The following is a 23556-nucleotide window of genomic DNA, read 5'->3' on the forward strand; positions in this document are numbered from 1 at the left end:
ACTGGCGTTTCTCGACCTCGCGCGGGAGTCACCGGCGACGACGTAGGTAGAGGTCCATCGCCGAGAAGGCGCCCGGTCCGGGAAGTTCGGCGCGCCCGGCAGGATTCGAACCTGCGGCCTTGGGATTAGAAGTCCCCTGCTCTATCCGCTGAGCTACGGGCGCATGGTGGCCAGAAGAGGCTACCGCCCCGAAGACCGCTGGCCGAACGGCCGAGGGGGTGACGTTGCGGCCTGCAGAGACTAGGTTTCCATGCGTGCGTGCCACGAGCACCAGGTTTCTGCCCATGCTGGTGTCGGCCGACGACACCCGCTACGGCGAGGAGCACCTGCTGGACGACTTCACCGAGGACATGGCGATCGGCTATGCCTTCGGTCCACCGTACGGTGACAGGCTCGTGACCTGGGCGGACCTGGAGCGACTCCGGATGGGTGGGCGGGTGCTGCGGCGCACCGCGACCGACAACCTGTACGCGGCCCTGACCCGGCTGCGGATTCACGGCCAGCCGCCGGCGCTGATGCTCTCGTTCGACGGCCTGGAATCCAGCGCGCTGCTGGTGGACGAGTTCTGGGACGACCTGGAACGCTCGGTCCCCGGTGACCTGGTGGTCGGGGTGCCGGCCCGGGATGTCGTGATCATCACCGGCACCGAGTCCCCGCCGGGCCTGGAGAAGGCGCGGCGGGCGGTCGACCGGGTCTTCTTCGCCGGCGACCAGCATCTGCTCAGCCGTGACCTACTGGTGTGGCGGCAGGGCGGATGGCAGCCGTTCGGCCCGCCGACCGGCCGGTCCGGGCAGCTACCGCGCTGGCAGGAGCCGCCACCCCCGGCCGGCCCCACGTCCGGTCCGCCACCACGCCAGTACCGCTCCATCGACCGCTGGTCCGACGAGCCCGCCCCGGCCGACTGGGCCGACGACGACGAGCCGGCGGATTATGACCCGGAGCCGGCCGACTGGCCCGACGAGCGGACCCCGGTCAGCCGGTCGGACGAGCCCGATCCGCCGCACTGGGAGCGGGGTCGGCCGCCCCGCCCGGGGCCGCCCCCGGAGCCGCGTCCACCGCGTCAGCCGGGTCGGCCACCGGTCCGCTGGTCGGACGCGCCGCCCCCGGAGGAGTTCGGCCGACGAAGGCGTCGGCCCAACGGGCCACTTCGCTGAGCACCCGCTCCCGCACCGCCGACCCGGAGAGCACCAGGTCGTGCAGGCCACCGTCGAACCGGGCGATGGTGACGTGCCGGCCGAGCCGGGGCGCCGCCCTGACCATGTGTTCCACGTCGAGCACCGCGTCGGCAAGCGTCGCCGCCTCGTCCCAGCGCCGGCCCCGGAAGCTGCGGGTCGAGCAGGCCAGCAGAATCGGCACCGGGATCCGCAGCCCGGCCCGGACCTGGCGCTGGCCGCGCCGGATCGCCCCCAGCCAGCCGGCCCGGACCGGGAACCCGGCGAGCGGCTTCCAGGTCAGGTCGTAGTTCCACTCGCCCCGGTGATCGGCGTGGAGGCTCTGCCCGTACACCGGTGAGAGCCCGAGCGGGACGATCCGGTAGGGCGCCAGGCGGCCCAGCCGGTCGACGGTGGCCGCGAGGGGTCGCCGCTCGAACCAGGAGGCGTTGAAGTCGAAGAACGGGCTGTTCAGGAAGATCCCGTCCACCAGGCCCGCGTCCCGGCGGGCGTCGGCCCAGAGTACGGCGATCAGCCCGCCGGTCGAGTGGCCGTTGACCAGCAGCGTGTCGTGCCCGTCGGTGTCCCGGATGATCCGGGCCGCCTCGTCCAGCTCCGGGAAGTACTCGGTCAGGTCGCGGCAGAAGTTCGCGGTCTGGTGCGGGAGCAGGCTGCGCCCGTACTTGCGCAGGTCGAGGGCGTAGAAGTCCCAGCCCCGCTCGCGGTAGAAGTCGGCCAGGTGGGTCTGGAAGAAGTAGTCGATGAAGCCGTGCACGTAGAGGACCGCCCGACCGGTCGGGCGGTCGGCCCGGCTCCGGATCAGGGTGGCCTCGACCGGCCCCTCATCGTCCGTGCCCAGGTCGATCTTCTGGCATTCGTACGGCTCGCCGAGCACATCGGGATCCACGACGCCGACGTTACCGTGCCGGCCGGTGCCTCCGGATGATCAACTTCTCGTCGCGATGTAGCACATCGCCGCTTGATCAGGCGGTTGTCCACAGGCCGCCGGTTCATCCACAGCTCCGCAGATCCGGTCGCCGGGGCCGGCCGGACTCGGCCAGGCTCTTGCCACGAGTCGACTCGGACCTGACGGCCTGGAGATGTGGAGACGCGATGTTCGATACCTACGTGACGATTGTCGGCAACGTGCTGACCGCGCCCGAGTGGCGGCGTACCCAGAGCAACGCCATGGTGGCCAACTTCAAGGTCGCCTCGACCGCCCGCCGGCTCGACCGGGAGAGCGGCCAGTGGGTCGACGGGAACTCCCTGCGGGTGCGGGTCAACTGCTGGCGGAAGCTCGCCGAGGGGGTGGCCGTCTCGGTCGGGGTCGGCGACCCGGTGGTGGTGTTCGGGCGGATGTACACCCGGGACTGGACCGACGAGGCGGGCAACCACCGCACCCTCTACGAGATGGAGGCGGTGGCGGTCGGCCACGACCTGTCCAGGGGGCGGGCGCGGTTCCTGCGCAACCGGCCGAACGTGACAAGCATCGTCGAGGACGCCGAGGCCGATGCCCGGGTGAACGGTGAGCGCACCGAGCCGGTCCCGGACCACGAGGTGCCGGCCCGCCCGGACGGCCGCGCGTTCGAGGACGACTTCGACCTGCCGGTGCTGCCGGCCGGGGTCCGGGAGATCGAGCGGGACAGCCGGGTGCTGCTCGACCGGCTGCCGGGCGAGGGCGACCACGATTCCGACGGTCCGGCCGACGTCGACCTGCCCGGCCGGATCGAGGCCGCCGAGGGTGGGCCGGTCGGTACGGGTTCGGCCGGCTCGGAAGCCGCCGGAGACCTGGCCGGGGAGGGCCTGGAAGGTGACGGTTCCGACGGCAGCGCCGGCGCCGAGGACGGTGACGGCGAGGCCGGTGGCCTGCCGCGTCGCGGTAGGCGGGCGCGGGGTCGGGTTCCCGTCCCGGCCTGAGGTTCCTGCCGGTGCCGGGCTTCCCCGCCGGTGCCGGAGGCGCCTGCCGGTGCCTGGGGTGCCGGTAGGTGGTGAAGGTGGGGTGGTCGGTCGGCGGCAGGGCCGGCCACCTCACCGACCCGTCACCCTGCCGCGTCGGGTCACCCGGACAGAAGTGCACCAAAGGCCCAGAGCGACGCTCGTGATCTAGGTCTCGCACCTCTTCTTGCGGCGTCAGCCAAGCGGGCGGGCGACGGCTGGCGCGGCGGCCCGCCTGCCGTCGGACTGGCGCAGTCACGGCCAGGCCCTATCCGGGGGCGGCGGCCGGTGACGGCACCCCTGCGAGGCGGCAGGGCGGTCTGTCGGTGACGGAAGGCGTCACGATGACGTTTCTCGCCGCCTCTCTAATACTCCTTAGAACCTTTGACAACGACAGAACAAGTAATAGAAGAGGACCTGAGTTTCATCATCGTGACGCCTTCCGTCACCTGGGCGTCGTCCTCGGCGTCGCCACCGGCGCTCACCCGCCTCGCATGGCGCCATCACTGCGCCACGGGCGGCCCTCCCCAACGCGACGACCCGACGAGGCGGTGACGGCTGACGCTAAATCGGCTCGGCCCCAGGGTGCAGGCACCGCAGCTACGATGGCGTCGGCCTTCATCCAATATGAAGGCGTTTAGGGGGTCATACCCCCTCCCTCACTTCTTCTTCTGGTTGGCCTGGTACATCGGGTGCGACGGCAGCAACCGCACGGACATCAACATGTCGACATCACCACCCGAGGCGTTGAGGTACCTGATCCGCTCGATGGTCTGCACGGCGTGCTGACACACCGTCTGCGGCGCGAAAGACACCGAGTCGTCGCCGGTACCGCGATAGAAGAACGACGGTTGACTGAGACTCGGCCTGCCCGCACGAGACGTTACCAAGAACTGTTCATTCCCAGTGCCGGACGGTCGGGGCAGGCAGGTGATCATTACCTCTCTGCCCACCGTCGGGTCGCGTTCGGCAACCAGCCGAATAACGCCGGTGAGGATGTCTGCGGCTCGGGCGGGATCTCCCCCGGCCTTCATTACCCTCTTCAGCCCTCTCATGGCCGCACGGAACTCTTCAGGTCTCATGAGTGCGCCGGCTCGCGCCAGAAAGAACGAGCGTGGCCGCGCAGTTCTGTTTCTCATCGCGCGCAGCCACGTGAACTCTTTCGTGGGGGCGCGCAGGGTGCCGCGCTTGTCGTGGAAGTTGCTGATGAGCCCGACGTACCCGAGGTGTGTGCCGTCGAGCTGCGGCGCCCATCCGACCAAGGAGAACGCCTGAGGGTGCGGGACTCGCCTGCTTTCCAGCCAGTCAGTTGCTCCATTGAGGAGGGAAGCGTACAGATCGTGAACTGATCTCGCGCCACCGACTATCTCGGTGATCCAGTCGTCCACTGGCTTGACGTTGCGATGATCCCGGTAGGCGTTCCCGGTGAAGGCAATGCTTGCCATATTGCACCAGACAACGGCCTTGTTCCATTCACCAGTGAGAGGCTTGCGCGCTACCGAAAGACGCCTGTCGGAAGCCTGCATCACGAACGAGTCGCAGGACAGCGCGAGAAGGAGTGTCAAGGGGCCGTGCTCCGATCTTCGCCCGGAAGCGGGTCTACCACGCTACAACTCCTGTCCACAGAGCACCCCGAGCCGGCCCATCGACAACGTCGAGCAGGTCAGACCAACCCACGCTCAGCCCACGTCCGCAAGTCCCCACGCCAGCGACTGTTGCCGAGCCTGGCAGGGTCCAGCTTCCGCGCACCCTGGTACGTCTTGCCGACCCGCAACTCAAGCAGGAGCGACACCACCTCACGCTGCTGGCCGATGGTCCGCCGTTCCCGCCTCTCCTCAACACCAGGTCCGACCAGGTCCCGCACCAGGGGTGGCACGTCAACGTGTTCCGCACGCCGCTCGGCATCATCGATGTCGGCGAGCAACGTCCGCTCGATGGACGCGAGACCGGCAGGGCTGATCTCATCGGGTGCCGCTGCCGCGTACCAGCCTTCGAGCCTCTCCCGCTTGTCCCTGGCTCTTCCTGCTCTGCCTGCTGACGGCTACTCGCGTCGCGCTCAGGGTTGAGCAGGTCGAGCGCATCCGGTCGGGACAGCCGGGACATGAGCACGGCAACCACGAACTGCTCAAGGACCGTCGTCTTCACCGAGACGCAGAACCGTTCGGCGCACAGGTAGGCGTAGTGCGTGCGGTTCTTCTGCACCCGCATCCGTGAGCCACACACGTCGCAGAGCGCTGGCCCTGAGAGCAGGTGCCGCACGGTGGTGTCTCGCTGCATCTTCCGCCAAGCGTCGGTCAGGATCGACCGGCACACCGCGTACGTCTCCGCGTCGAGCAGGGGCTGCCAGTCAGCATCACCAACGATCCTGCCGAGGTGGACCCGCTTGCCGATGTACCCCGGGGTTCTGCAACATCCGGCCGATCTGACTCAGGCTCCACCCCTTCTTGCCGCCCCGTGGCGTGGGGATGCCTCGGGCGTTGAAGTCCTGAGCGATCGAGTAGCAGGCTTCCCCGCTGGCCACCCGCCGAGCGGCCTCCCGGATCACCTCGGCGTGTTCCTCCTGGATGACCTGAGCTAGGGCGTCCGTGCCGACCCGGGCCGGCAACGACCGCCAACCTGTCGGGTCGTACCCCCACGACACGGCGTTCGTGCCGGCGATGCCGGCCACAGAGCGCCGCCCGGTCGCCGGTCCCTCCGGCTTCGGTCGCCCGCCCGGTCGGCGAGCGACGCCCTCGTAGCGGCCTGGTGCGGAGCGTTGTGTTGGTTGCTCTACAAGAATCAGCGCCACATGTTGTGGGAGAACCAGACAGGGTGTCCGGGCGGGCAGCGGGCAGCCCGCATGTCCGGCCGTACCCCGCCACGGCGATAGCACTGGGGTTGCAGAGTGCCTGCCTGGGGTGTCCGGTCGGCGGTGCCCGAGTCAAGCACGGTAATACCACCTGCTCGGGGTAATCCTCGCCAAATGGCGGCGCCAGCCTCGGGCAACGGGTGGCCGATGGTGGAGGTTCTCGGCAAGAGGTTCCGGCACCAGCATCCCAGCTTCTTTCTGCCCACCCCGTCGTGTGGAAACCGCACCTGGCCTGGGAGTTCTTGAGGGCCTCCCTCCGTTGCAGAGGCGGCCAGTCAGCCAAGACGACGGCTTCAGGACGCCTGGATGGATCTCGCCTAGGACGGCGACACGCCCAGACGTGTCGCAGACGAGGTCGTCGGGTCCGGCCACTACAGTGACGGCTTGGCGCACCAACCCGGAACTGATTCGCAGAGGGAGATGGAAGTTATAGGTCGCCTCGACGTATACGGGAGGCGAACGCCTTCTGTCTCGATCGAGGAGAGGTTGCCTGGATGGCGCGTCGGGAACGGCCTACCGGCCGTAGAAGTACCCTGCGAACCAAGACCGATCGGTGGCGGCAAGCAGGAGAGGTGACAGCACTTCTGCTGAGGATCCTCATGTACGCCGTGGCGCTGGCAGGAATGCTGGCGTCCGGAAACGGGTGCGGGCTCACCTGACCCTCAGGGTCAGATGAGCCCCCAACCGGGTGGGACGGCCTCCGCCTCGGGCTTCGGAACCATTGGGGCGGGGGTCTTCCCTGCTTCGTTGCAGCACAGAGCATCGCATAGTGAAGCGCTTGCGCGTCACAACCCGCCGGCGCGTTGCGTCCCCACAGCGCATTAGAGGCTTCGTGAGCGCTTACGTTGCGCGCAGCGCGTAAGTTGTGTGTGCCCGCGACACCTCGGCCGCGCTTCGGCGGTGTGGCCCGGCGGCCAACGTTCAACCTTCCGCCAGGTAAACGGCCCGCCGCGTGCTGGGGGCGGAAGAATTTCGTGTGGGACTGGTTCACAACCGGGGTGCGGGTCAACTGCTGGCGGAAGCTCGCCGAGGGGGTGGGCGCCTCGGTCGGGGTCGGTGATCCGGTGGTGGTGTTCGGGCGGATGTACACCCGGGACTGGACCGACGAGGCGGGTAACCACCGGACTCTCTACGAGATGGAGGCGGTGGCGGTCGGCCACGACCTGTCCAGGGGGCGGGCGCGGTTCCTGCGCAACCGGCCGAACGTGACAAGCATCGTCGAGGACGCCGAGGCCGATGCCCGGGTGAACGGTGAGCGCACCGAGCCGGTCCCGGACCACGAGGTGCCGGCCCGCCCGGACGGCCGCGCGTTCGAGGACGACTTCGACCTGCCGGTGCTGCCGGCCGGGGTCCGGGAGATCGAGCGGGACAGCCGGGTGCTGCTCGACCGGCTGCCGGGCGAGGGCGACCACGATTCCGACGGTCCGGCCGATGTCGACCTGCCCGGCCGGATCGAGGCCGCCGGGGGTGGGCCGGTCGGTACGGGTTCGGCCGGCTCGGAAGCCGCCGGAGACCTGGTCGGGGAGGGCCTGGAAGGTGACGGTTCCGACGGCAACGTCGGCGCCGAGGACGGTGACGGCGAGGCCGGTGGCCCGCCGCGTCGCGGTCTCGGGCCGCCGTGCGCCGTGTCGGGGACCTGCGGAGGTTGGCGGTGGTGCTCCGGGACCGGTAACGCTGTGGGCAGCTCGGAGAGGGAGGTAATGATCATGTCGGTTCGACCGTCGTTCGTGGTGACCGGGGGCGCGCAGGGCGTCGGCCGGGCGATCACCGCGCGGCTGGCCCGCGATGGGCACGTCGTCGTGCTGGACGTCGCCGAACGGCCCAGCCGGTGGCACGCCTCCGTCACGCTGGTCATCGGTGATGCCGCCGACCCGGATTCGACCCGGGAAGCGGCCGGGAGGGCAGCGGAGGCCGGCCCGCTGGTCGGCTGGGTCAACAACGCCGCGATCTTCCGCGACGCCGGTCTCGGCGATGCCTCCGCCACCGACGTCCTGGAGCTGATCAACGCGAACCTGGCGATGGCGGTCACCGGGTGCCACACCGCGGTCAACCATTTCCTGGCCAACCAGCGCGACGGCGCCATCGTCAACGTCTCCTCGCACCAGGCGCAGCGTCCGGTCCGGGGAGCGCTGCCCTATGCGACAGCGAAAGCGGCGATCGAGGGGCTGACCCGCGCCGTGGCCGTGGACCACGGGCCGGACGGCATCCGCACCAACGCCGTCGCGCTGGGCTCCATCGCCACCGACCGGTACGAGCAGTACCGGGCCCAGCACCCCGAAACAGCCGCCCAGCTGGCGGCCCTGCATCCGCAAGGCAGGGTCGGCACCCCAGGCGAAGTGGCGGAGGCCGTCGCGTTCCTGCTGTCGCCGGCGGCCAGTTTCATCAACGGGGTGATCCTCCCGGTCGACGGCGGACGATCGGCCAACGGACCCGACCCCGAAGCCACCTGACCGGCTCGCCGACCTGGCCGGCAACCGGTCGTCCCGATCTGCGGTGCGCCCGAGGAGCTGGCCGCCGTGACCTATCCAGAGCTGTCGCAGACCCGCCAGGTGCAGCTCCGACGGCCTAACCTGACGCGGAGGTTTCACCCTCGATCGACTGGGCGGCCACGCCGGCTGGACGGCTCCCCGCTCCCCGGCTCCTGCTGGTGGTGACCCAGTCCAGGACCAGCAGCACCACCGCGGTCGTGACGATCGCCATACCGGTAACGAGGACGCTGCTGGTGAACAGCGCTGCCGCGTAGCCGGCTCTGCTGTCCAGAAACGAGTAGTCCGCGACCAACGCCAGTGCCCCGGTGGCACCTACCCCGACGGTCGCCGACGCCATCGTCGCCGTCCACCGCGCGTTACGACCCGCGACGACCGGAGCCGATTGCGCCGGCTTGCTGCTGTCCCCAATCGTGGCGACGACAATTCCGGCCACCGCGGTCAACGCGGCAACCAGCAGGAACGCCGCCAGCGAATCGCCGGCCCGGTGCCAGCCGGCCGAGATCGTGGCCACCGCGGTCGCCGAGACGTAACCGACGCCGATCACCGCGGTCACCATCCGGACCCGGGCCGGGACGACGAACAGCACCGCCACCACCACCGAGAACGCCGCCGTGCTGTGCCCACTGGGCAGACTGTTCCAGGTCGCCGGGGTGATCTCCCGCAGTCCGAGATCCGGTCGCGGCAACACATGCTTCAACACCTGGGTCGCCAGGTTCGCCGCCACCAGCAATCCGACGGCCGCAAGCCCACGAAGGCGCAGCAGCCGCAGCAACGCGATGACGGCGACCGCCGCGACCGCGCCGAACAGCGACGCCACCGACACCACGTCCAGGACGCGGTCCACCCCTTCGCTGAGCTGTGGCTGACTCAGACCGGCCCCCCGCATGGTCCGGTCCCCGAACCGCCGCCCGGGTGTGGTGCGCACGGTCAGCCAGTACACCAGCGCGAACCCGGCGGCGTTGCCGATCGCGACGAGCGCGAGTCCGGCCACCAGCCGCCATCCGGCCTGACCCACCGTCCTGGTCACGACCACCCCGCCTCACCCTGTTCCTGGCTTTCCTGCCGACCGGCGCAGGCACACGCTAGTCGCTGAACGGGCGGTGCGGACCACCGGTCTCCGGTGCCGCGAAAGATCGGGTGGCCTGGGCCTGATCACCGGGCTCCATCGCCATCGACCGGTATGGGCAGTACCGGCCGTTCAGATCGACCTGCGGCGCGCCCGCCAGAGCCGCAGCGACGAGAGGGCAGCCAACCGCGCCGGCGACGGTTCGGACCGGACGGCGGGATCTGCGGCGTCCCGGGCCGCCCGGGGCGCCGTCCAGGCCAGAAAGCGGGTGAAGGTCGTCTCGGCCGTGGGTGCGGTCTCCGGGTTGAGCTTGAGCAGGTCGGCGAGGGCATCGTGCATACAGCTCGTCAGGTAGATCCGCAGCCGGGCCGGGTCGTCCGCGTACTCGTGGAGCAGGGCGAGTCGGGCCTCCCCGCACGGCCACGGCTGGGCGCATCGCCGGCACAGCCAGAGTGGCCGCTGCGGTACGTGCGCGCGGGGCTGCTGGGCGATCGGGCGACGGCTCATGACGCCCGTCCGGGCGGGGAAGTGTACCGGCGAATCCGCACGTCGACCTGGTCCGGGTACAGCGGACCACGGTTCATCGGCCGGCGCCGGAGCGGCGCCGAGAGCTGGTTCGGCGTCGACCGGGTCGGCCCGGACCGGGACCTCGGCCATGGCACGACAGCCAGATCCGGCGAGCCGGGACACCGCCACCGGTATCCACATCGGCAGTACCGCCATAACCGACGCCAGTCCCGCCGGTGGCGAATCGATCTTGTCGACATTCTTTCTGCCTCTCTGCGTTCGGTGCTCGGGGCGTACTTGACGCCTCCGATCCGGTTGTCAGGTGAATCCACCCTGGACCCCGGCGTGAAATGGACAGAAGATGTGTGGTGCTCGCTGGCTGACTATCGGATCGGGAGGTCCCGAGTTGGCAGACATGAATGAGTTTCGCCACACGCTTCGTCGTGAGCGCATGGCGCGCGGCATGTCGCAGGATGCCCTTGGTGCTGAGGTACACATCAGCGGTTCGCAGATCGGCCACTACGAGAGCGGAAGATCGATTCCGCCCGATGACGTGGCGGCGGCCTTCGACGCGTTCTTCGGTACCGGGGACAAGCTTCGGCAACAGACCAAGCAGGCGCGAGGCGAGGCGATCGCTCCCTGGTTGCGGCCCTGGAAGGAGAACGAGGAGCGGTCAACTCTGCTTCGCACCTTCCAGACGAACCTCGTTCCCGGTCTTCTGCAAACGGAGGCGTACGCCCGGATGGTGCTGGACAACGGTCTGCGAACCGAGGCGCATGTGGCGGAGCTGACTCGGGATCGGATGGCCCGTCAGGCGGCGACGCTTGGCCGGTCCAACCCGGTCGCGATTTCTGCGATCATGTGCGAACCGGTGCTGCGGACCGGGGACCCGACGATCATGAAAGAACAGCTCGAGCACCTGGTGGATATCGGCCACCGGCAGAACGTGCGCATCTGGGTTATCCCTACCAGTGCCGGAGTGCACGCCGGCCACGCCGGACCCTTTGTCCTCGCCACCTTGACCAACGGTGATCGAATCGGGTACCTCGACGATCAGCTTGAGGGCAAGATCGTCTCCAGCGTCGGTAAGGTGACAGCGCTGGAGAGGGTGTGGGAGTCTGTTGTCGACTTGGCCCTGCCGGGCCGGTTGTCAAGGGATCTGATCCTGAAGGTGATCGATGAGCACGAGCAGTAGTCCGAACTGGCGCAAGTCCAGCCGCAGCGGCAACGGCGGGGACACCTGTGTCGAAGTTGCCGACAACCTGCCCGGCCGGGTGCTGGTTCGGGACACCAAGGACCGCGACGGTGGCACCCTGGTCTTCGGGTCTGGGGCCTGGACCGCGTTCATCGAACGCACAAAGGCTTGCTAAGCAGACAAAACCTCCCACCCTGCCAGCCGTGATGTACCCGGGCTGCCGAGAGCTTCCATGATTGTGGCGCTCTGAGCCGTTGGAAATGGCCAAATTTCACGGCTGAGTGCGTCACGATCATGGGGCACGGCGGTCAGCTGGGCGGGGGCGCTCGGATTGGCGGGGATGTGGTGTGGGGGCGGGAGCGGGTGTGGGTCGTTACGCTTCCGGCCGGGGGTGATCGGGTTGACGGCACGGGACGGGGCCGGGTGGGTCGGATCGGCGGTGGCAAACGCCGCTGGGCTGGCCATCGGGTACGCGCTGGACGCCGCGCTCGGCGACCCGCGTCGGCTGCACCCGGTCGCCGGGTACGGGCGAGCGGCCGGGGCGCTCGAACGGCGGCTCTACCGGCCCGACCGGGCGGCCGGCACGGCGTACACGACGCTGGCTGTCGGCGTACCCGTGCTGGTGGGTGTCGCGGCCACGGCCGCGACCCGGGGGCGGCCGCTGACCCGCGCGGCGCTTGTCGCCGCCGCCACCTGGACGGTGCTCGGCGGGCGGACGCTGCGCCACGAGGCGACGGTGCTCGGCAAGTCGCTGCGCCGGGGGAACCTGCCGGCGGCGCGCGGCCGGCTGAGTCACCTCTGCGGGCGTGACCCGTCGATGCTCGACGAGCCCGAACTCGTCCGCGCCACCGTCGAGTCGGTGGCCGAGAACACCTCCGACGCCGTCGTCGCCCCGCTGCTCTGGGGCGCGGTCGCCGGCCTGCCCGGACTGCTCGGCTACCGGGCCGCCAACACCCTGGACGCGATGGTCGGGCACCGGTCCGAGCGGTACGCCCGGTTCGGCACCACGGCGGCCCGGCTGGACGACCTGCTGAATCTGGTGCCGTCCCGGCTGACCGGGCTGCTCACCGTCGCCGCCGCCCCGATCGTGCACGGCGACCGGGCGCGGGCCTGGCGGGTCTGGCGGCGCGACCGCAACGACCACCCGAGCCCGAACGCCGGGCAGTGCGAGGCGGCGATGGCCGGCGCCCTCGGGGTACGCCTCGGCGGGCGCAACGTCTATCACGGGCGCAGCGAGACCCGGCCCTTCCTCGGCGACGGCCCCCGGCCGGAGGCCCGGCACATCCGGCGGGCCACCCGGCTCTCCACCGCCGTCGGGATCGCCGCGCTCGGCGTCGCCGCCCTCGCTTCCGTCGCGTCCGGGCTGGCTTGTCGAGCGGTCGGCGCTGGGACGGGCGGCGCAGGTCAGGCTCTGAGCCGCCGGCCGGGCGGGTGACCGGCGGGCTGCTCGTCGCCGGGACCACATCGGACGCCGGCAAGAGCGTGCTCACCGCCGGAATCTGCCGCTGGCTGTACCGGCGCGGCGTGGCCGTCGCGCCGTTCAAGGCGCAGAACATGTCGAACAACTCGGCCGTGGTCGTCGGGGCGGACGGGCGGGCCGGCGAGATCGGCCGGGCGCAGGCCATGCAGGCCGCGGCCTGCGGACTCGAACCCGACCTGCGGTTCAACCCGGTGCTGCTCAAGCCCGGCAGCGACCTCTCCAGCCAGGTGGTGCTCCTCGGCGAGGCGATGCCGGCGGCCGAACCAGACCAGCCGGCGGGCACGGTGAGCGTCACCGCCGGCAACTTCCGGGCGCTGCGGCCCCGGCTCGCCCAGACCGCTTTCGACGCGCTCGCTGAGCTGCGGACCGCGTACGACGTGGTGATCTGCGAGGGCGCCGGCAGTCCGGCCGAGATCAACCTGCGGGACACCGACTACGTCAACATGGGGCTGGCCCGGCACGCCGGCCTACCCACGATCGTGGTCGGCGACATCGACCGGGGCGGCGTGTTCGCGGCGCTGTTCGGCACCCTCGCCCTGCTCGAACCCGCCGACCAGGCGCTGCTGGCCGGCTTCGTGATCAACAAGTTCCGCGGCGACCTGGGCCTGCTGCGGCCCGGCCTGGAGATGCTGCGCCAGGTCACCGGCCGACCCACGTACGGCGTCCTGCCCTGGCACCTCGACCTGTGGCTGGACGCCGAGGACTCGCTCGCCTACGGCCGGATACTGGGCCGGCCGGCGCCGCCGCGCGGGCCGGACTGGCTGGACGTCGCCGTGGTCCGGCTGCCCCGGGTCTCCAACGCCACCGACGTCGAGGCGCTCGCCACCGAACCGGGCGTGCGGGTCCGGCTGACCATCGAACCGGCCGAGATCGCCGCCGCCGACCTGGTCGTCATCCCCGGCACGAAGTCCACCGTGGACGATCTGGACTGGTTGCGCGGTAACGGCCTCGCCGACGCCATCCGGGCGCACGCCGCCGCCGGCCGACCGCTGCTCGGCATCTGCGGCGGCTACCAGATGCTCGGCCGCGCCATCCACGACCAGGTGGAGAGCCGCCGGGGCACCGTCGCCGGCCTCGGCCTGCTGCCCATCGAGGTCCGCTTCGCCACCACCAAGACCGTCGGCCGGTCGGTGGGCACGGCCGCCGGGTCGGTGCCGGTCCGCGGCTACGAGATCCACCACGGGTACGTCTGGCGCACCGACCCCGACCTCACCCCACTGCTCCGGTACGCCGACGGCCGGACGGAAGGAGCGGCCAGCGGCAACGTGTTCGGCACCCACTGGCACGGCGCCTTCGAGTCCGACGAGTTCCGCCGCCGGTTCCTCACCGAGGCCGCCCGGCTCGCCGGCCGGCCCGGCTTCCGGGTCGCCCCGGACACCGACTTCGCCGCCGCCCGCACCCGCGCCCTCGACCTGCTCGGCGACCTGGTCGAGGAACACCTCGACACCGACGCGCTGTGGAAGCTGATCGAGTCCGGCGTCCCGGCGGATCTGCCGATCGTGCCGCCCGGCGCGCCGGCACGATAGACCGGTGGCCTCCTCGACCCTGCTGGAGACGTACCGGGAACTCGCCGGCCGGATCCGCGACCTGCCACCCACCCTCGGACCCTGCCGACTGATCGCCGTGGACGGCCCGAGCGGCGCCGGCAAGTCCCGCTTCGCCCGCCGGCTCGCCGCGGCCTCCGACGCCACCGCTGGACCCGATCCGGGTGGCGGGTCCGGCCCGGGTGGCGGAGCCGGTCCGGGCGGCCCGGCCGTCCCCGCCGAGCCGGGCGGCCGGGGCGGCCCGGCCGGCGGAGTGCCGGTGGTCTGCACCGACGACCTGCTCGACGGCTGGGACGACCAGCTCACCTTCTGGCCGCGGCTGCAGGAGTGGGTGCTCGGGCCGCTGCGGGCCGGCCGGCCGGGCCGCTACCGCCGCTACAGCTGGGTCCGGCGCGAATTCACCCCGGGCTGGATCACCGTGCCGGCCGCCCCGGTCGTCATCGTCGAAGGGGTCAGCAGCGCCCGCGCTGAGATCGCCCCGGAGCTGGCCCTCGGGGTGTTCGTCACCGCCCCGGCCGGGCTCCGGCTCGACCGGGTGCTGTCCCGCGACGGCGCCGCGCTGGCGCCGTACCTGGAAAACTGGCGGCGTGGCGAGGACGCCCATTTCGCCGCGGACCGCACCGCGACCCGGGCCGACCTGGTGGTCGACGGCGCGCCGGCCGTACCCCACAACCCGGATACGGAGTACGTCCGCCTGGTGTCCTGACCGCGGCCCATAGACGTGGCCCGGCGACTCGGGCACCATCGGCAGGGACGGCCGACCGGCGGAGGGGGGAGCGCGATGACCACAGACGACCAGGGTGCCGGACCCGACCAGGGCACCGCACCGGTCCGCCGGCGGGTCGTGCTCACCGGCATCAGCTCCCGGGCCTGGGAACACCCCGCCGACCGTGGCGCCCTGACCGCGCTGCGGGAGTTGCGCGGCTTCGACGACGTGGTCAAGGCGTTCTTCGGGATGTGGAACGAACGCGGTTTCCGGCTGTCGTACCTGGCGGCGGCGATCCGGGTGGACCACCGGCAGTACCCGCGGGTGTACCAGCGGTACGCCGAGGCCGGCGCCGCGCTGGACATCCCCGAACTGCCCGAACTCTTCGTCAACCAGTCGCCCTGGCTGACCGCCGAGGCGATCGGGCTGGACCGGCCGTTCATCGTGCTCAACTCGGCCTGCGTGCAGCAGCTCGACGACGACGAGCTGCGCTGCCTGCTCGGCCACGAGCTGGGCCACGTCCGCAGCGGACACGCCGTCTACAAGACCATCCTGATGATCCTGACCCGGTGGGCGGCCAGCCTGAGCTGGCTGCCGGTGGGCGCGATGGCGCTGCGGGCGATCATCGCCGCGATGCTCGAATGGTGGCGCAAGGCCGAGCTCTCCGCCGACCGGGCCGGCCTGCTCGCCGGCCAGGACCCGGCCGCCGCGCTGCGGCTGCTGATGAAGCTGGCCGGCGGCGGTGACCTCAGCCAGATCGACACCGCCGCCTTCCTGGAGCAGGCCGCCGAGTACGAGGGCGGCGGCGACCTGCGGGACAGCCTGCACAAGCTGCGGATGACCGCCTGGAGCACCCACCCGGTACCGGTGGCCCGGGCCGCGGCGCTGCGCGGGTGGATCGACTCCGGGGCGTACCAGCGGGTGCTCTCCGGCGACTACCCGCGGCGCGAGGACGACGCGATGACCTCGGTGTCGGCCGAGGTCAAGGCCGCCGCCGAGTCGTACCGGGAGGAGTTCGGCCGGTCCCAGGACCCGTTGATCGGGCTGCTGCGCCGGCTCGGCGACGGTGCCAGCGACCTCGGCGAGTGGGTCGGCGGCGGGGCCGGGCGGGCCCGGTCCTGGATGAACGCGGCGAGCGAGGCCGCCGGCCGGGCGGCCGGCCGCCCGAACGGCAACGCCCGCCCGCACCCGGGCGGCGCGAGCGGGCGGGGCGGCGGGTCGGATGGTGCCGACGGGCCGGGTGGCGGCGCGGGCGAGCCGCCAGCGGAGGGCTCCGTCGACCCCGACCGGTAAGGCCGGCCTAGCATCGCGGTCATGACTTCACCGAGTTTCACCGAAGCCGCACTGCGGGCGGCGATCGAACGCGAGATGCCGGGGGTCCGGGCCGACCTGGAACGGCTGGTGCGCATTCCGGGCATCGCGTTCGACGGCTTCGACCACTCCCAGGTGGAACGCTCCGCCGAGGCGGTCGCCGAACTGCTGCGCGGCTGCGACCTGGACGTCCGGATCGTCCGCTCCGGCGGGCAACCGGCGGTGATCGGTCGTCGGCCCGCCCCGCCCGGCGCGCCGACCGTCCTGCTCTACGCCCACCACGACGTGCAGCCGACCGGTGACCCGACCCTGTGGGAGAGCGAGCCGTTCGAGCCGGTGGAGCGCGACGGCCGGCTGTACGGGCGGGGCGCGGCCGACGACAAGGCCGGCGTACTGGCGCACGTCGCCGCGCTGCGGGCCTTCGGCGACGCGCTGCCGGTCGGGGTGGCCCTCTTCATCGAGGGCGAGGAGGAGTTCGGTTCGGAGTCACTGGACCGGCTGCTCGCCGAGTACCGCGAGGAGCTGGCCTGCGACGTGATCGTGATCGCCGACTCGGGGAACTGGGACATCGGCGTACCGGCCCTCACCACCTCGCTGCGCGGGCTGGTGAACTGCTTCGTCGAGGTGCGCACCCTCGACCACGCGGTGCACAGCGGGATGTTCGGCGGTGCCGTACCGGACGCGCTGACCGCGCTGGCCCGGCTGCTCGCCACCCTGCACGACGAGGCGGGTAACGTCGCGGTGGCCGGGCTGGTCGGACCCGGTGGCGCGGTGGTGGACTACCCGGAGGACCGGCTGCGGCACGAGGCCGGGGTCGTCGACGGGGTCTCGCTGATCGGCACCGGTCGGCTGACCGAGCGGATCTGGACGAAGCCGGCGCTGGCCGTACTCGGCATCGACGCCCCGCCGACGAACGCGGCGCCGAACGCGTTGGTCCCGGCCGCGAAGGCGAAGCTCAGCCTGCGACTGGCGCCCGGTGACGACCCCAAGCGGGCGTACGCCGCCCTGCGCGAGCACCTGGTCAAGCACGCGCCGTGGGGGGCCGCGGTGACGGTCACCTTCGAGAGCGACGGAGCGCCCTGCGTGATCGACTCGACCGGCCCGATGTACGACGCCGCGCGGGCGGCGTTCCGGACCGCCTGGGACGGGGTGGAGCCGGTCGAGATCGGGGTGGGTGGCTCGATCCCGTTCATCGCCACCTTCCAGGAGATGTTCCCGGCGGCGGCGATCCTGGTGACCGGGGTGGAGGACCCGTACGCCCAGGCGCACGGGCCGAACGAGAGCCTGCACCTCGGCGAGTTCGCCCGGGTCTGCCTCGCGGAGGCGCTGCTGCTGGCGAACGTCGCGGGGGTGGCTGCCGACCGCTGACCGTCCGGCTTTTTCGGCCTGGCCGGGACGCGCCGGGCGCGGATGTCGGGAAAGTCGTGCGAAGTGTCGCACCGGGACGCTAGAGTTTCGAACATGAGTACGAATGAGGCTATCGCGCGGCTCGACGCCGCTGTCAGTGCTCTGGGGGACGTCGACGTCTCCGCGTGGTCGGAGGACGCGCTCAAGGATCAACTGGGCGACCTGTCGGCCGCCCTCTGCGCGCTCGATGCGCTGCTCTCCCGGGTCGCCGACGCGGTCCGCGAGCGCGGCCTGCGGATCGAGGAGCCGGTTTCGGCCTGACGGCGGGCCGCCGGGCGCGGGGCGGCGGAACGAGGAGCGGTCCGCCCGAGGAGAGGCCGTCGGGTGCGGGGCGCGGCGGGGAGCCGCCCGGCCGGACGGTTCCCGGGCAGGCCGGTGTTTGTGTCGGGGGTGGCTGTCAGGATCGTGCCATGCGGTTCATCGACCTGGCAGCCACCTCGGCTGCGGTGGCGGCGACCTCGGGCCGGCGAGCCAAGGTCGACCTGCTGGCCGCGACGCTGCGGGCGCTCGGTCCCGACGAGATCGTGCCGGGCGCCGCCTACCTCGCCGGCGAGTTGCGGCAACGGCAGACCGGGGTCGGCTACGCCAGCCTGCGGGACCGGCCGTCGCCCGCCGAGTCGCCCACCCTCACCGTGGCCCAGGTCGACGCCGCCATCGAGGCGATCGCGGCCGTCGCCGGTGCCGGTTCCCAGGCCCGCCGACGCGGGCTGCTCGACGCCCTGCTCGCCGCCGCCACCCTCGACGAGCAACGGCTGCTGGTCGGGCTCTTCAGCGGCGAACTGCGGCAGGGCGCCCAGGCCGGCCTGCTGGCCGACGCGGTCGCCCGCGCAGCCGAGGTGCCGGCCGGCACGGTCCGGCGGGCGCTGCTGCTGGCTGGCGACCTGAAGCTGGTGGCGCACGCCGCGCTGACCGGGGGTGCCGCCGCGCTCGACCGGTTCGCCCTCCAGGTCGGCCGGCCGCTGGCCCCGATGCTCGCCCAGAGCGCGGCCTCCGTCGAGGCGGCCCTGGCCGCGACCGGCGCGCCCGCCGTGGTGGACAACAAGCTCGACGGCATCCGGATCCAGGTGCACCGCTCCGGCGCCGACGTCGCGGTCTTCACCCGCAGCCTCGACGAGATCACCGGCCGGGTGCCGGCGGTGGTGGCCGCGGTCCGCGCCCTGCCGGCCCGGCAACTGGTCTTGGACGGCGAGGCGATCCTGCTGGACGCCGCCGGCCGACCCCGGCCGTTTCAGGAGACCGCCAGCCGGGCCGCCATCCGGGGCGCCCGCCGCGCGGCGGCCGGGACAGCCGGCGCGGAGGCGGCCGGCGGTGGGCTGACGCCGTACTTCTTCGATCTGCTGCACCTGGACGGGGCCGACCTGCTCGACGCGCCCGGCCGGGACCGGTGGGCGGCGCTCGCGGCCACCGCGCCGGCCGACCTGCTCGTCGGCCGGGTCACCGTCGAGACGGTGGAGCAGGCGTCCGCCGCCTTCTCCGCCGCGCTGGACGCCGGCCAGGAAGGCATCGTCGTCAAGTCGCCCGAGGCGCCGTACGACGCCGGCCGGCGGGGCGCCGCCTGGGTGAAGGTCAAGCCCCGGCACACCCTCGACCTGGTGGTACTCGCCGTCGAGTGGGGCAGCGGTCGGCGCCGGGGCTGGCTGTCGAACCTGCACCTCGGCGCCCGCGACCCGGCCACCGGCGGATTCGTGATGCTGGGCAAGACGTTCAAGGGGCTCACCGACGAGCTGCTGCGCTGGCAGACCGAACGGTTCCAGGAGTTGGCCGTCGAGCGCGGCGACTGGCTGGTCCGGGTCCGGCCCGAGCAGGTGGTGGAGATCGCCTTCGACGGCGTGCAGACCAGCACCCGCTATCCCGGCGGGATGGCGCTGCGGTTCGCCCGGGTGCTGCGCTACCGCGACGACAAGAGCGCCGCCGAGGCCGACACCATCGACGCCGTCCGCGCCCTGCACGCCGGCCGGGCCGGCTGACCGACGCTCAGCGCGCGGCCAGCGAGCGTACGTAGTTGACCTGCTGGTGGATCTGCTGGACCTGCGGCTGACCGGTGACCGGGATCCGGGCCACGTACTGCCGCGGGCCGTTGCCGACCGTCACCTGCACCGTGCCCCGGTGGATCGTCTCCTTGACCAGCAGGAAGAACAGGCTGAACACGGTCAGCACGCAGAAGCCGACGATCGCCGCGACGATCGCCCAGGTCGGTGTCTTCTGCTCGGACTGCCAGTAGTCCGCCACCTGCCAGGTCGAGCCCGCCAGCGGGATCTCCCCGGCCGGCGTGCGGACCGTCGTGGCGGTCACCGAGATCTCACCGATCCGCGCCACCACCGGCTCCGGCCCACCGGGCGGCGTCAGGCCACCGGGGTGCCCCGGATAGGGCGCGGTCGGGCTGGTCGGGGCGGACCGGGGCGCCGGCGGCCGAGGCGGGGCCGGGTCGGGCGGCGGGGTCTGCGTACCGAGCGCGTCACCGAACGCCGGACCACCGAACACCGGATCGCCCGACCAGGGGTCGGTGGCCGGCGGAAACTGGCCGGTGGCACCAGCCCCGGGCAACGGCAACGTTGGTTCCGCGTTGCCGCCCTTGTCGCCACGTTCACCCATGACGGCACCCTAACCCGGTGAACGCCGATCAGCAGGACCGAGGCCGCTGCCCGCAGGATCGGCAGCCCGGTCAGCCGGTGCGGCGGCGCGAGCAGCCTTGCCGACCGGTGTGCCGTGCGCCTCGCGGCGGGCCACCCAGCCGAAGCCGACCAGGGCCATCGCCGCGAACAGCCACCACTGGATCACGTAACCGAAGTTCTGCCAGTCGTTCTCGTGCCGCAGCGGGATCGCCACGAAGGCCGGATCGGCGGGCGGGTCCTGCTCGTCGAGGAGCAGATAGCCGCCGTACACCGGATAGGGAAGCTCCCGGCCCAGCTCGGGGATGGCGATCCGCCGGGTCTCCAGCCGGCCGTCCCGCCGGGTCACCTCCTGGGCCCGGCTCTCACCGAGCCGCACCCGCCCCACGACCGTCACCTCGCCGGAGGTCGGGGCCGGCAACTCCGGATGCGCCAGCGCGCCGCCGGCCGCCGGCGGCACCCAGCCCCGGTCCACCAGGACCGCGCTGCCGTCGGCCAGCACCAGCGGGGTCACCACCTCGAAGCCGACCCGGTTGTTCACCGTCCGGCCCCGGACCAGGATCACGTTGCTCTCGTCGTACCGGCCGGTGGCTGTCACCCGGGTCCAGACCGCGTCGGCGGGCGGCGGCTCGCCGACCGCGTCCGCCGCGCCCACCGGCGCGGCGAGCACCTCGCGCAGCGGGGTCGGCGCCCGGTCGCCGGCCGCGTCGATCCGGGCGTTGACGGCCGAGCGCTCCTGGTACCGGTGCAGCTGCCAGTTGCCGAGCTGCACCATCACCGCGGCGGCGGCCAGCGTCAGGGCGAGGATGCCCAGCCAGCGCGGCGTGAGCAGAAACCGGTACACGGCCCGAGGCTACCCCTGTGACCGGCACCACCGAACCGGCGGCCGGACCATCGCGGCGGGCCGCGCGCGCCGCCCGGTATGGTCACGCGCACGCCCGCCCGCGGGCGCAGTCAACCCGCCCGCTCGCGGGCGCAGTCGATACAGCGCCGAGGAGCCGACCATGACCGCCGTGCCGCGCGTGCTGGTGAGCGCCCCGTCCTCCGGGCACGGCAAGACCGCGATCACCGTCGGCCTGCTGGCCGCGTACGCGGGGCGCGGCCTGGCGACCGCCGCCTTCAAGGTCGGCCCGGACCACACCGACGCCGCCTACCTCGGCCTGGCCGCCGGCCGCGCCGGCCGCAACCTGGACCCGCGACTGGTCGGCCCGCGGCAGGTCGCCCCCCTCTTCGCGTACGGGGCGACGGGCGCCGACGTGGCGATCGTCGAGGGCACCATGGGCCTGTTCGACAGCCTCGCCGGCCAACCCGAGGCCGACTCCACGGCCGCCGTCGCCGGTGCGCTGCGTACCCCGGTCGTGCTGGTCGTCGACGTGGCCGCCATGGGCCAGTCGGTGGCCGCCCTGGTGCACGGCTTCCGCGCCTACGACGAGATGCTCTGGCTCGGCGGGGTCATCCTCAACCGGGTGGCCTCGGACCGGCACGAGGAGCTGCTCCGCGACGCGCTCGACGACATCGGCGTACCCGTCTTCGGCGCGCTGCGCCGCCGTGACCTGCCGGCCGCCCTGCCGTCCCGCCAGCACGGCGTCGTCCCGGTGATGCAGGGCAGCGCGGAGGCCGGCCGGGCGGTCCGCCGGCTCGGGGAGGCCATCGGCGGCACCGTCGACCTCGACCGGCTGCTCGCCCTGGCCCGCTCGGCCCCCCGGCTCTCCACCGAGCCGTGGTCGCCGGCCGTCGCGGTCGGCGCCGATCCGGCCGCGCCGGCCGCGCGCCGGCCGGTCGTCGCCGTCGCCGGCACCACCGACCTGCGGTACGGCTACCCGGAGACCGCCGAGCTGCTGGCCGCGGCCGGCGCGGAGCTGGTGACCGTCGACCCACTGCGCGACGAGGTGCTGCCCGCCGGGGTCGAGGCGCTCGTCGTCGGCGGCGCGCTGCCGGAGTCGTACGCCGAGGAGCTGTCGGCGAACCGCCGGCTCTGCATCTCGGTTGCCGAACTGGCCCGGACCGGTCGGCCGGTCCTCGCCGAGGGCGCCGGGCTGCTCTGGCTGGCCCGGGAGTTCGACAAGCGGCCTATGTGCGGGGTGCTGGACACCGTCGGGCTGAGCATGGACCGGATGGTGGTCGGCTACCGGGAGGCGACCGCCGCCGCCGACAGCGTGGTGACCGGGCGCGGCGAGCGGGTGGTCGGCTACAAGCAGCACCGCGGCGTGCTGAACCCGCGGGCCGGTCAGGTGCCGGCCTGGACCTGGGGCGACGGCGTCCCGGAGGGGTACGTCTGGCAGCGGGTGCACGCCTCGCAGCTGATCCTGCACCCGGCCGGCGCACCGTGGATGGCGGCCCGCCTGGTCGCCGCCGCCCGCGCCGCCGACGGCGGTACCGGCTCACCGGCGTCGGCCACGACCTCCTCGGTGCCCGGGGGCGCGACCGCACCCGGGGCCGGGGCGGCGACCGGACCGAATGGGGCGCCTGGGTCCGGCACGGCGGCAGGGTTCGGCGGTTCGGCGGGGTCCAGCGGGGTGCCGGGGTCCGGCGGGGTGCCGGTGGGGGAGCCCGCCACCGAGGAGATCAGGACCGGGTCGGGGGCTGGTACGTCGGCCGGGGAGTCGGTGCCGGCCGCGGTCGCCGGTTCGACGAGTCCGACCAGTCCGGCGACGGCGCCCGTCCCGGTCAGCCCGCCGGCCGGGACGGTGACCTGATCCGGTGAGCGGACACATCGCGGTGCGTCGTTTCCCGGTGTTGACCGTGTCGACGCCCCGGATGCACGTGCGGCGGCTCGACGCGGCCGACGCCGACGCGGTGTCGGAGATCTTCGCCGACAAGCAGACCGAGCGCTGGTTGCCGTTCGCCCGCGAGGCCGGCCAGATCGACGGGCTCGCCTGGTGCACGGAGATGGCCCAGGAGCGGCGCGACAGCGGCGGCGGCGACCACTACGGGGTGGTCCGGCGCGAGGACGACGAGCTGGTCGGCTGCCTGTGGACCAAGCGGACCGACTGGGCCGGCCGGGTCACCGAGGTCTCGTACGCGATCGCGCCGCAGGCGCGCGGCTTCGGGCTGGCCGCCGAGGCGGTCGACGCGGTGGCCATCGCCCTCCTCCTCGAACACGGCTTCCAGCGGGTCGAGCTGCGGGTGGCGCCGGGCAACACCGCCTCCCGGCGGGTGGCCGAGAAGGCCGGCTTCACCTACGAGGGCCTGCTCCGCAACGCCGGCTACGTGCACAGCGGCCGGGTCGACCTGGAGGTCTGGTCCCTGGTCCTGGCCGACCTCCGGCAGTAGGGCGATCCTGGTGGGAGCGGCCCTCCCGGGGGCCG

The 23556-nt window shown here is 72.5% G+C and carries 20 protein-coding genes, 1 tRNA gene and 2 pseudogenes; 15 read left to right on the forward strand and 8 right to left on the reverse strand.

Annotation, left to right across the window (positions count from 1 at the left end; translation table 11 throughout):
• Window positions 1–90 precede the first annotated feature (90 nt).
• Window positions 91–163, reverse strand: a tRNA-Arg gene (locus O7627_RS07120).
• A gap of 91 nt (window positions 164–254) precedes the next feature.
• Between O7627_RS07120 and O7627_RS07125 the strand changes: the two are divergent.
• Window positions 255–635: pseudogene (locus tag O7627_RS07125) on the forward strand (DUF1444 family protein); the annotation flags it as partial.
• Window positions 636–972: 337 nt separating this feature from the next.
• On the opposite strand, the gene O7627_RS07130 reads toward O7627_RS07125, so the two are convergent.
• Window positions 973–2058 carry an alpha/beta hydrolase gene (locus tag O7627_RS07130; RefSeq protein ID WP_278092704.1) on the reverse strand — a complete coding sequence of 362 codons (1086 nt, stop codon included), beginning with the start codon at window positions 2056–2058 and terminating at the stop codon, window positions 973–975.
• Between the two features lie 206 nt (window positions 2059–2264).
• Between O7627_RS07130 and ssb the strand changes: the two genes are divergently transcribed.
• On the forward strand, window positions 2265–3068 hold the full coding sequence (ssb, locus tag O7627_RS07135) for a single-stranded DNA-binding protein (protein WP_278092705.1): 804 nt from the start codon (window positions 2265–2267) through the stop codon (window positions 3066–3068).
• A 677-nt stretch (window positions 3069–3745) separates the two neighbouring features.
• Here the strand turns inward: ssb and O7627_RS07140 are convergent.
• Together O7627_RS07140 and O7627_RS07145 are read right to left on the reverse strand one after the other, a co-directional pair.
• Window positions 3746–4651 (reverse strand): hypothetical protein, encoded by a 906-nt coding sequence (locus tag O7627_RS07140; RefSeq protein ID WP_278092706.1) that lies wholly within the window; start codon window positions 4649–4651, stop codon window positions 3746–3748.
• Between the two features lie 788 nt (window positions 4652–5439).
• Complete coding sequence (locus O7627_RS07145; protein ID WP_278092707.1) at window positions 5440–5754, reverse strand: recombinase family protein; 315 nt, start codon at window positions 5752–5754, stop codon at window positions 5440–5442.
• Window positions 5755–6932: 1178 nt separating this feature from the next.
• Here O7627_RS07145 and O7627_RS07150 point away from each other — a divergent pair.
• Together O7627_RS07150 and O7627_RS07155 are read left to right on the forward strand one after the other, a co-directional pair.
• A pseudogene (locus O7627_RS07150) lies at window positions 6933–7208 on the forward strand (single-stranded DNA-binding protein); the annotation flags it as partial.
• Window positions 7209–7310: 102 nt separating this feature from the next.
• Window positions 7311–8384 (forward strand): SDR family oxidoreductase, encoded by a 1074-nt coding sequence (locus tag O7627_RS07155; RefSeq protein WP_347404703.1) that lies wholly within the window; start codon window positions 7311–7313, stop codon window positions 8382–8384.
• Between the two features lie 115 nt (window positions 8385–8499).
• On the opposite strand, the gene O7627_RS07160 is transcribed toward O7627_RS07155, so the two are convergent.
• Together O7627_RS07160 and O7627_RS07165 are read right to left on the reverse strand one after the other, a co-directional pair.
• Window positions 8500–9450, reverse strand: coding sequence for a phosphatase PAP2 family protein (locus O7627_RS07160; protein WP_278092708.1), 951 nt, complete (start codon window positions 9448–9450; stop codon window positions 8500–8502).
• A gap of 171 nt (window positions 9451–9621) precedes the next feature.
• Complete coding sequence (locus tag O7627_RS07165; protein WP_278092709.1) at window positions 9622–9996, reverse strand: hypothetical protein; 375 nt, start codon at window positions 9994–9996, stop codon at window positions 9622–9624.
• A gap of 415 nt (window positions 9997–10411) precedes the next feature.
• Here O7627_RS07165 and O7627_RS07170 point away from each other — a divergent pair, with 415 nt between their 5' ends.
• From O7627_RS07170 to O7627_RS07210, 9 genes are all read left to right on the forward strand, one after another.
• Window positions 10412–11191, forward strand: coding sequence for a helix-turn-helix transcriptional regulator (locus O7627_RS07170; protein ID WP_278092710.1), 780 nt, complete (start codon window positions 10412–10414; stop codon window positions 11189–11191).
• Window positions 11175–11366, forward strand: a complete 192-nt coding sequence (locus O7627_RS07175) for a DUF397 domain-containing protein (RefSeq protein WP_278092711.1) — start codon at window positions 11175–11177, stop codon at window positions 11364–11366. The genes O7627_RS07170 and O7627_RS07175 overlap by 17 nt, the downstream gene beginning before the upstream one ends.
• A 264-nt stretch (window positions 11367–11630) precedes the next feature.
• A complete protein-coding gene (locus O7627_RS07180) occupies window positions 11631–12626 on the forward strand; it encodes a cobalamin biosynthesis protein (protein ID WP_278092712.1) in 996 nt (331 codons plus the stop codon).
• Window positions 12623–14197 (forward strand): cobyric acid synthase, encoded by a 1575-nt coding sequence (locus O7627_RS07185; RefSeq protein ID WP_278092713.1) that lies wholly within the window; start codon window positions 12623–12625, stop codon window positions 14195–14197. Before O7627_RS07180 ends, O7627_RS07185 begins: the two co-directional genes overlap by 4 nt.
• A 22-nt stretch (window positions 14198–14219) precedes the next feature.
• Entirely contained in the window at window positions 14220–14921 is a 702-nt protein-coding gene (locus O7627_RS07190; RefSeq protein WP_278098190.1) for a hypothetical protein, read from the forward strand.
• A gap of 75 nt (window positions 14922–14996) precedes the next feature.
• Window positions 14997–16214, forward strand: coding sequence for a M48 family metallopeptidase (locus tag O7627_RS07195; protein WP_278092714.1), 1218 nt, complete (start codon window positions 14997–14999; stop codon window positions 16212–16214).
• Window positions 16215–16235: 21 nt separating this feature from the next.
• Window positions 16236–17600: a dipeptidase gene (locus O7627_RS07200; RefSeq protein WP_278092715.1), complete on the forward strand. Its 1365-nt coding sequence runs from the start codon at window positions 16236–16238 to the stop codon at window positions 17598–17600.
• A gap of 93 nt (window positions 17601–17693) precedes the next feature.
• Window positions 17694–17900: a hypothetical protein gene (locus O7627_RS07205; RefSeq protein ID WP_278092716.1), complete on the forward strand. Its 207-nt coding sequence runs from the start codon at window positions 17694–17696 to the stop codon at window positions 17898–17900.
• A 149-nt stretch (window positions 17901–18049) separates the two neighbouring features.
• On the forward strand, window positions 18050–19606 hold the full coding sequence (locus tag O7627_RS07210) for an ATP-dependent DNA ligase (RefSeq protein WP_278092717.1): 1557 nt from the start codon (window positions 18050–18052) through the stop codon (window positions 19604–19606).
• Window positions 19607–19613: 7 nt separating this feature from the next.
• Here the strand turns inward: O7627_RS07210 and O7627_RS07215 are convergent, their stop codons facing one another.
• Window positions 19614–20231 (reverse strand): hypothetical protein, encoded by a 618-nt coding sequence (locus O7627_RS07215; RefSeq protein WP_278092718.1) that lies wholly within the window; start codon window positions 20229–20231, stop codon window positions 19614–19616.
• A 9-nt stretch (window positions 20232–20240) separates the two neighbouring features.
• A complete protein-coding gene (locus O7627_RS07220; RefSeq protein ID WP_278092719.1) occupies window positions 20241–21092 on the reverse strand; it encodes an SURF1 family protein in 852 nt (283 codons plus the stop codon).
• A 160-nt stretch (window positions 21093–21252) separates the two neighbouring features.
• Here O7627_RS07220 and O7627_RS07225 point away from each other — a divergent pair, with 160 nt between their 5' ends.
• Both O7627_RS07225 and O7627_RS07230 read left to right on the forward strand, forming a co-directional pair.
• Window positions 21253–22944: a cobyrinate a,c-diamide synthase gene (locus tag O7627_RS07225; RefSeq protein WP_278092720.1), complete on the forward strand. Its 1692-nt coding sequence runs from the start codon at window positions 21253–21255 to the stop codon at window positions 22942–22944.
• A 4-nt stretch (window positions 22945–22948) separates the two neighbouring features.
• Window positions 22949–23521, forward strand: coding sequence for a GNAT family protein (locus O7627_RS07230; RefSeq protein WP_278092721.1), 573 nt, complete (start codon window positions 22949–22951; stop codon window positions 23519–23521).
• Window positions 23522–23556 lie beyond the last annotated feature (35 nt).

This window comes from Solwaraspora sp. WMMD1047 (genome assembly GCF_029626155.1).
In the GTDB taxonomy this organism is placed as follows: Bacteria; Actinomycetota; Actinomycetes; order Mycobacteriales; family Micromonosporaceae; genus WMMD1047.

Excerpts from the sequence above, each read along its gene's own strand:
- O7627_RS07200 (WP_278092715.1), top strand. The coding sequence starts at position 16,236 with ATGACTTCACCGAGTTTCACCGAAGCCGCACTGCGGGCGGCGATCGAA.
- O7627_RS07175 (WP_278092711.1), top strand. The coding sequence starts at position 11,175 with ATGAGCACGAGCAGTAGTCCGAACTGGCGCAAGTCCAGCCGCAGCGGC.
- O7627_RS07210 (WP_278092717.1), top strand. The coding sequence starts at position 18,050 with ATGCGGTTCATCGACCTGGCAGCCACCTCGGCTGCGGTGGCGGCGACC.
- O7627_RS07195 (WP_278092714.1), top strand. The coding sequence starts at position 14,997 with ATGACCACAGACGACCAGGGTGCCGGACCCGACCAGGGCACCGCACCG.
- O7627_RS07165 (WP_278092709.1), bottom strand. The coding sequence starts at position 9,996 with ATGAGCCGTCGCCCGATCGCCCAGCAGCCCCGCGCGCACGTACCGCAG.
- O7627_RS07215 (WP_278092718.1), bottom strand. The coding sequence starts at position 20,231 with ATGGGTGAACGTGGCGACAAGGGCGGCAACGCGGAACCAACGTTGCCG.
- O7627_RS07225 (WP_278092720.1), top strand. The coding sequence starts at position 21,253 with ATGACCGCCGTGCCGCGCGTGCTGGTGAGCGCCCCGTCCTCCGGGCAC.
- ssb (WP_278092705.1), top strand. The coding sequence starts at position 2,265 with ATGTTCGATACCTACGTGACGATTGTCGGCAACGTGCTGACCGCGCCC.
- O7627_RS07205 (WP_278092716.1), top strand. The coding sequence starts at position 17,694 with ATGAGTACGAATGAGGCTATCGCGCGGCTCGACGCCGCTGTCAGTGCT.
- O7627_RS07170 (WP_278092710.1), top strand. The coding sequence starts at position 10,412 with ATGAATGAGTTTCGCCACACGCTTCGTCGTGAGCGCATGGCGCGCGGC.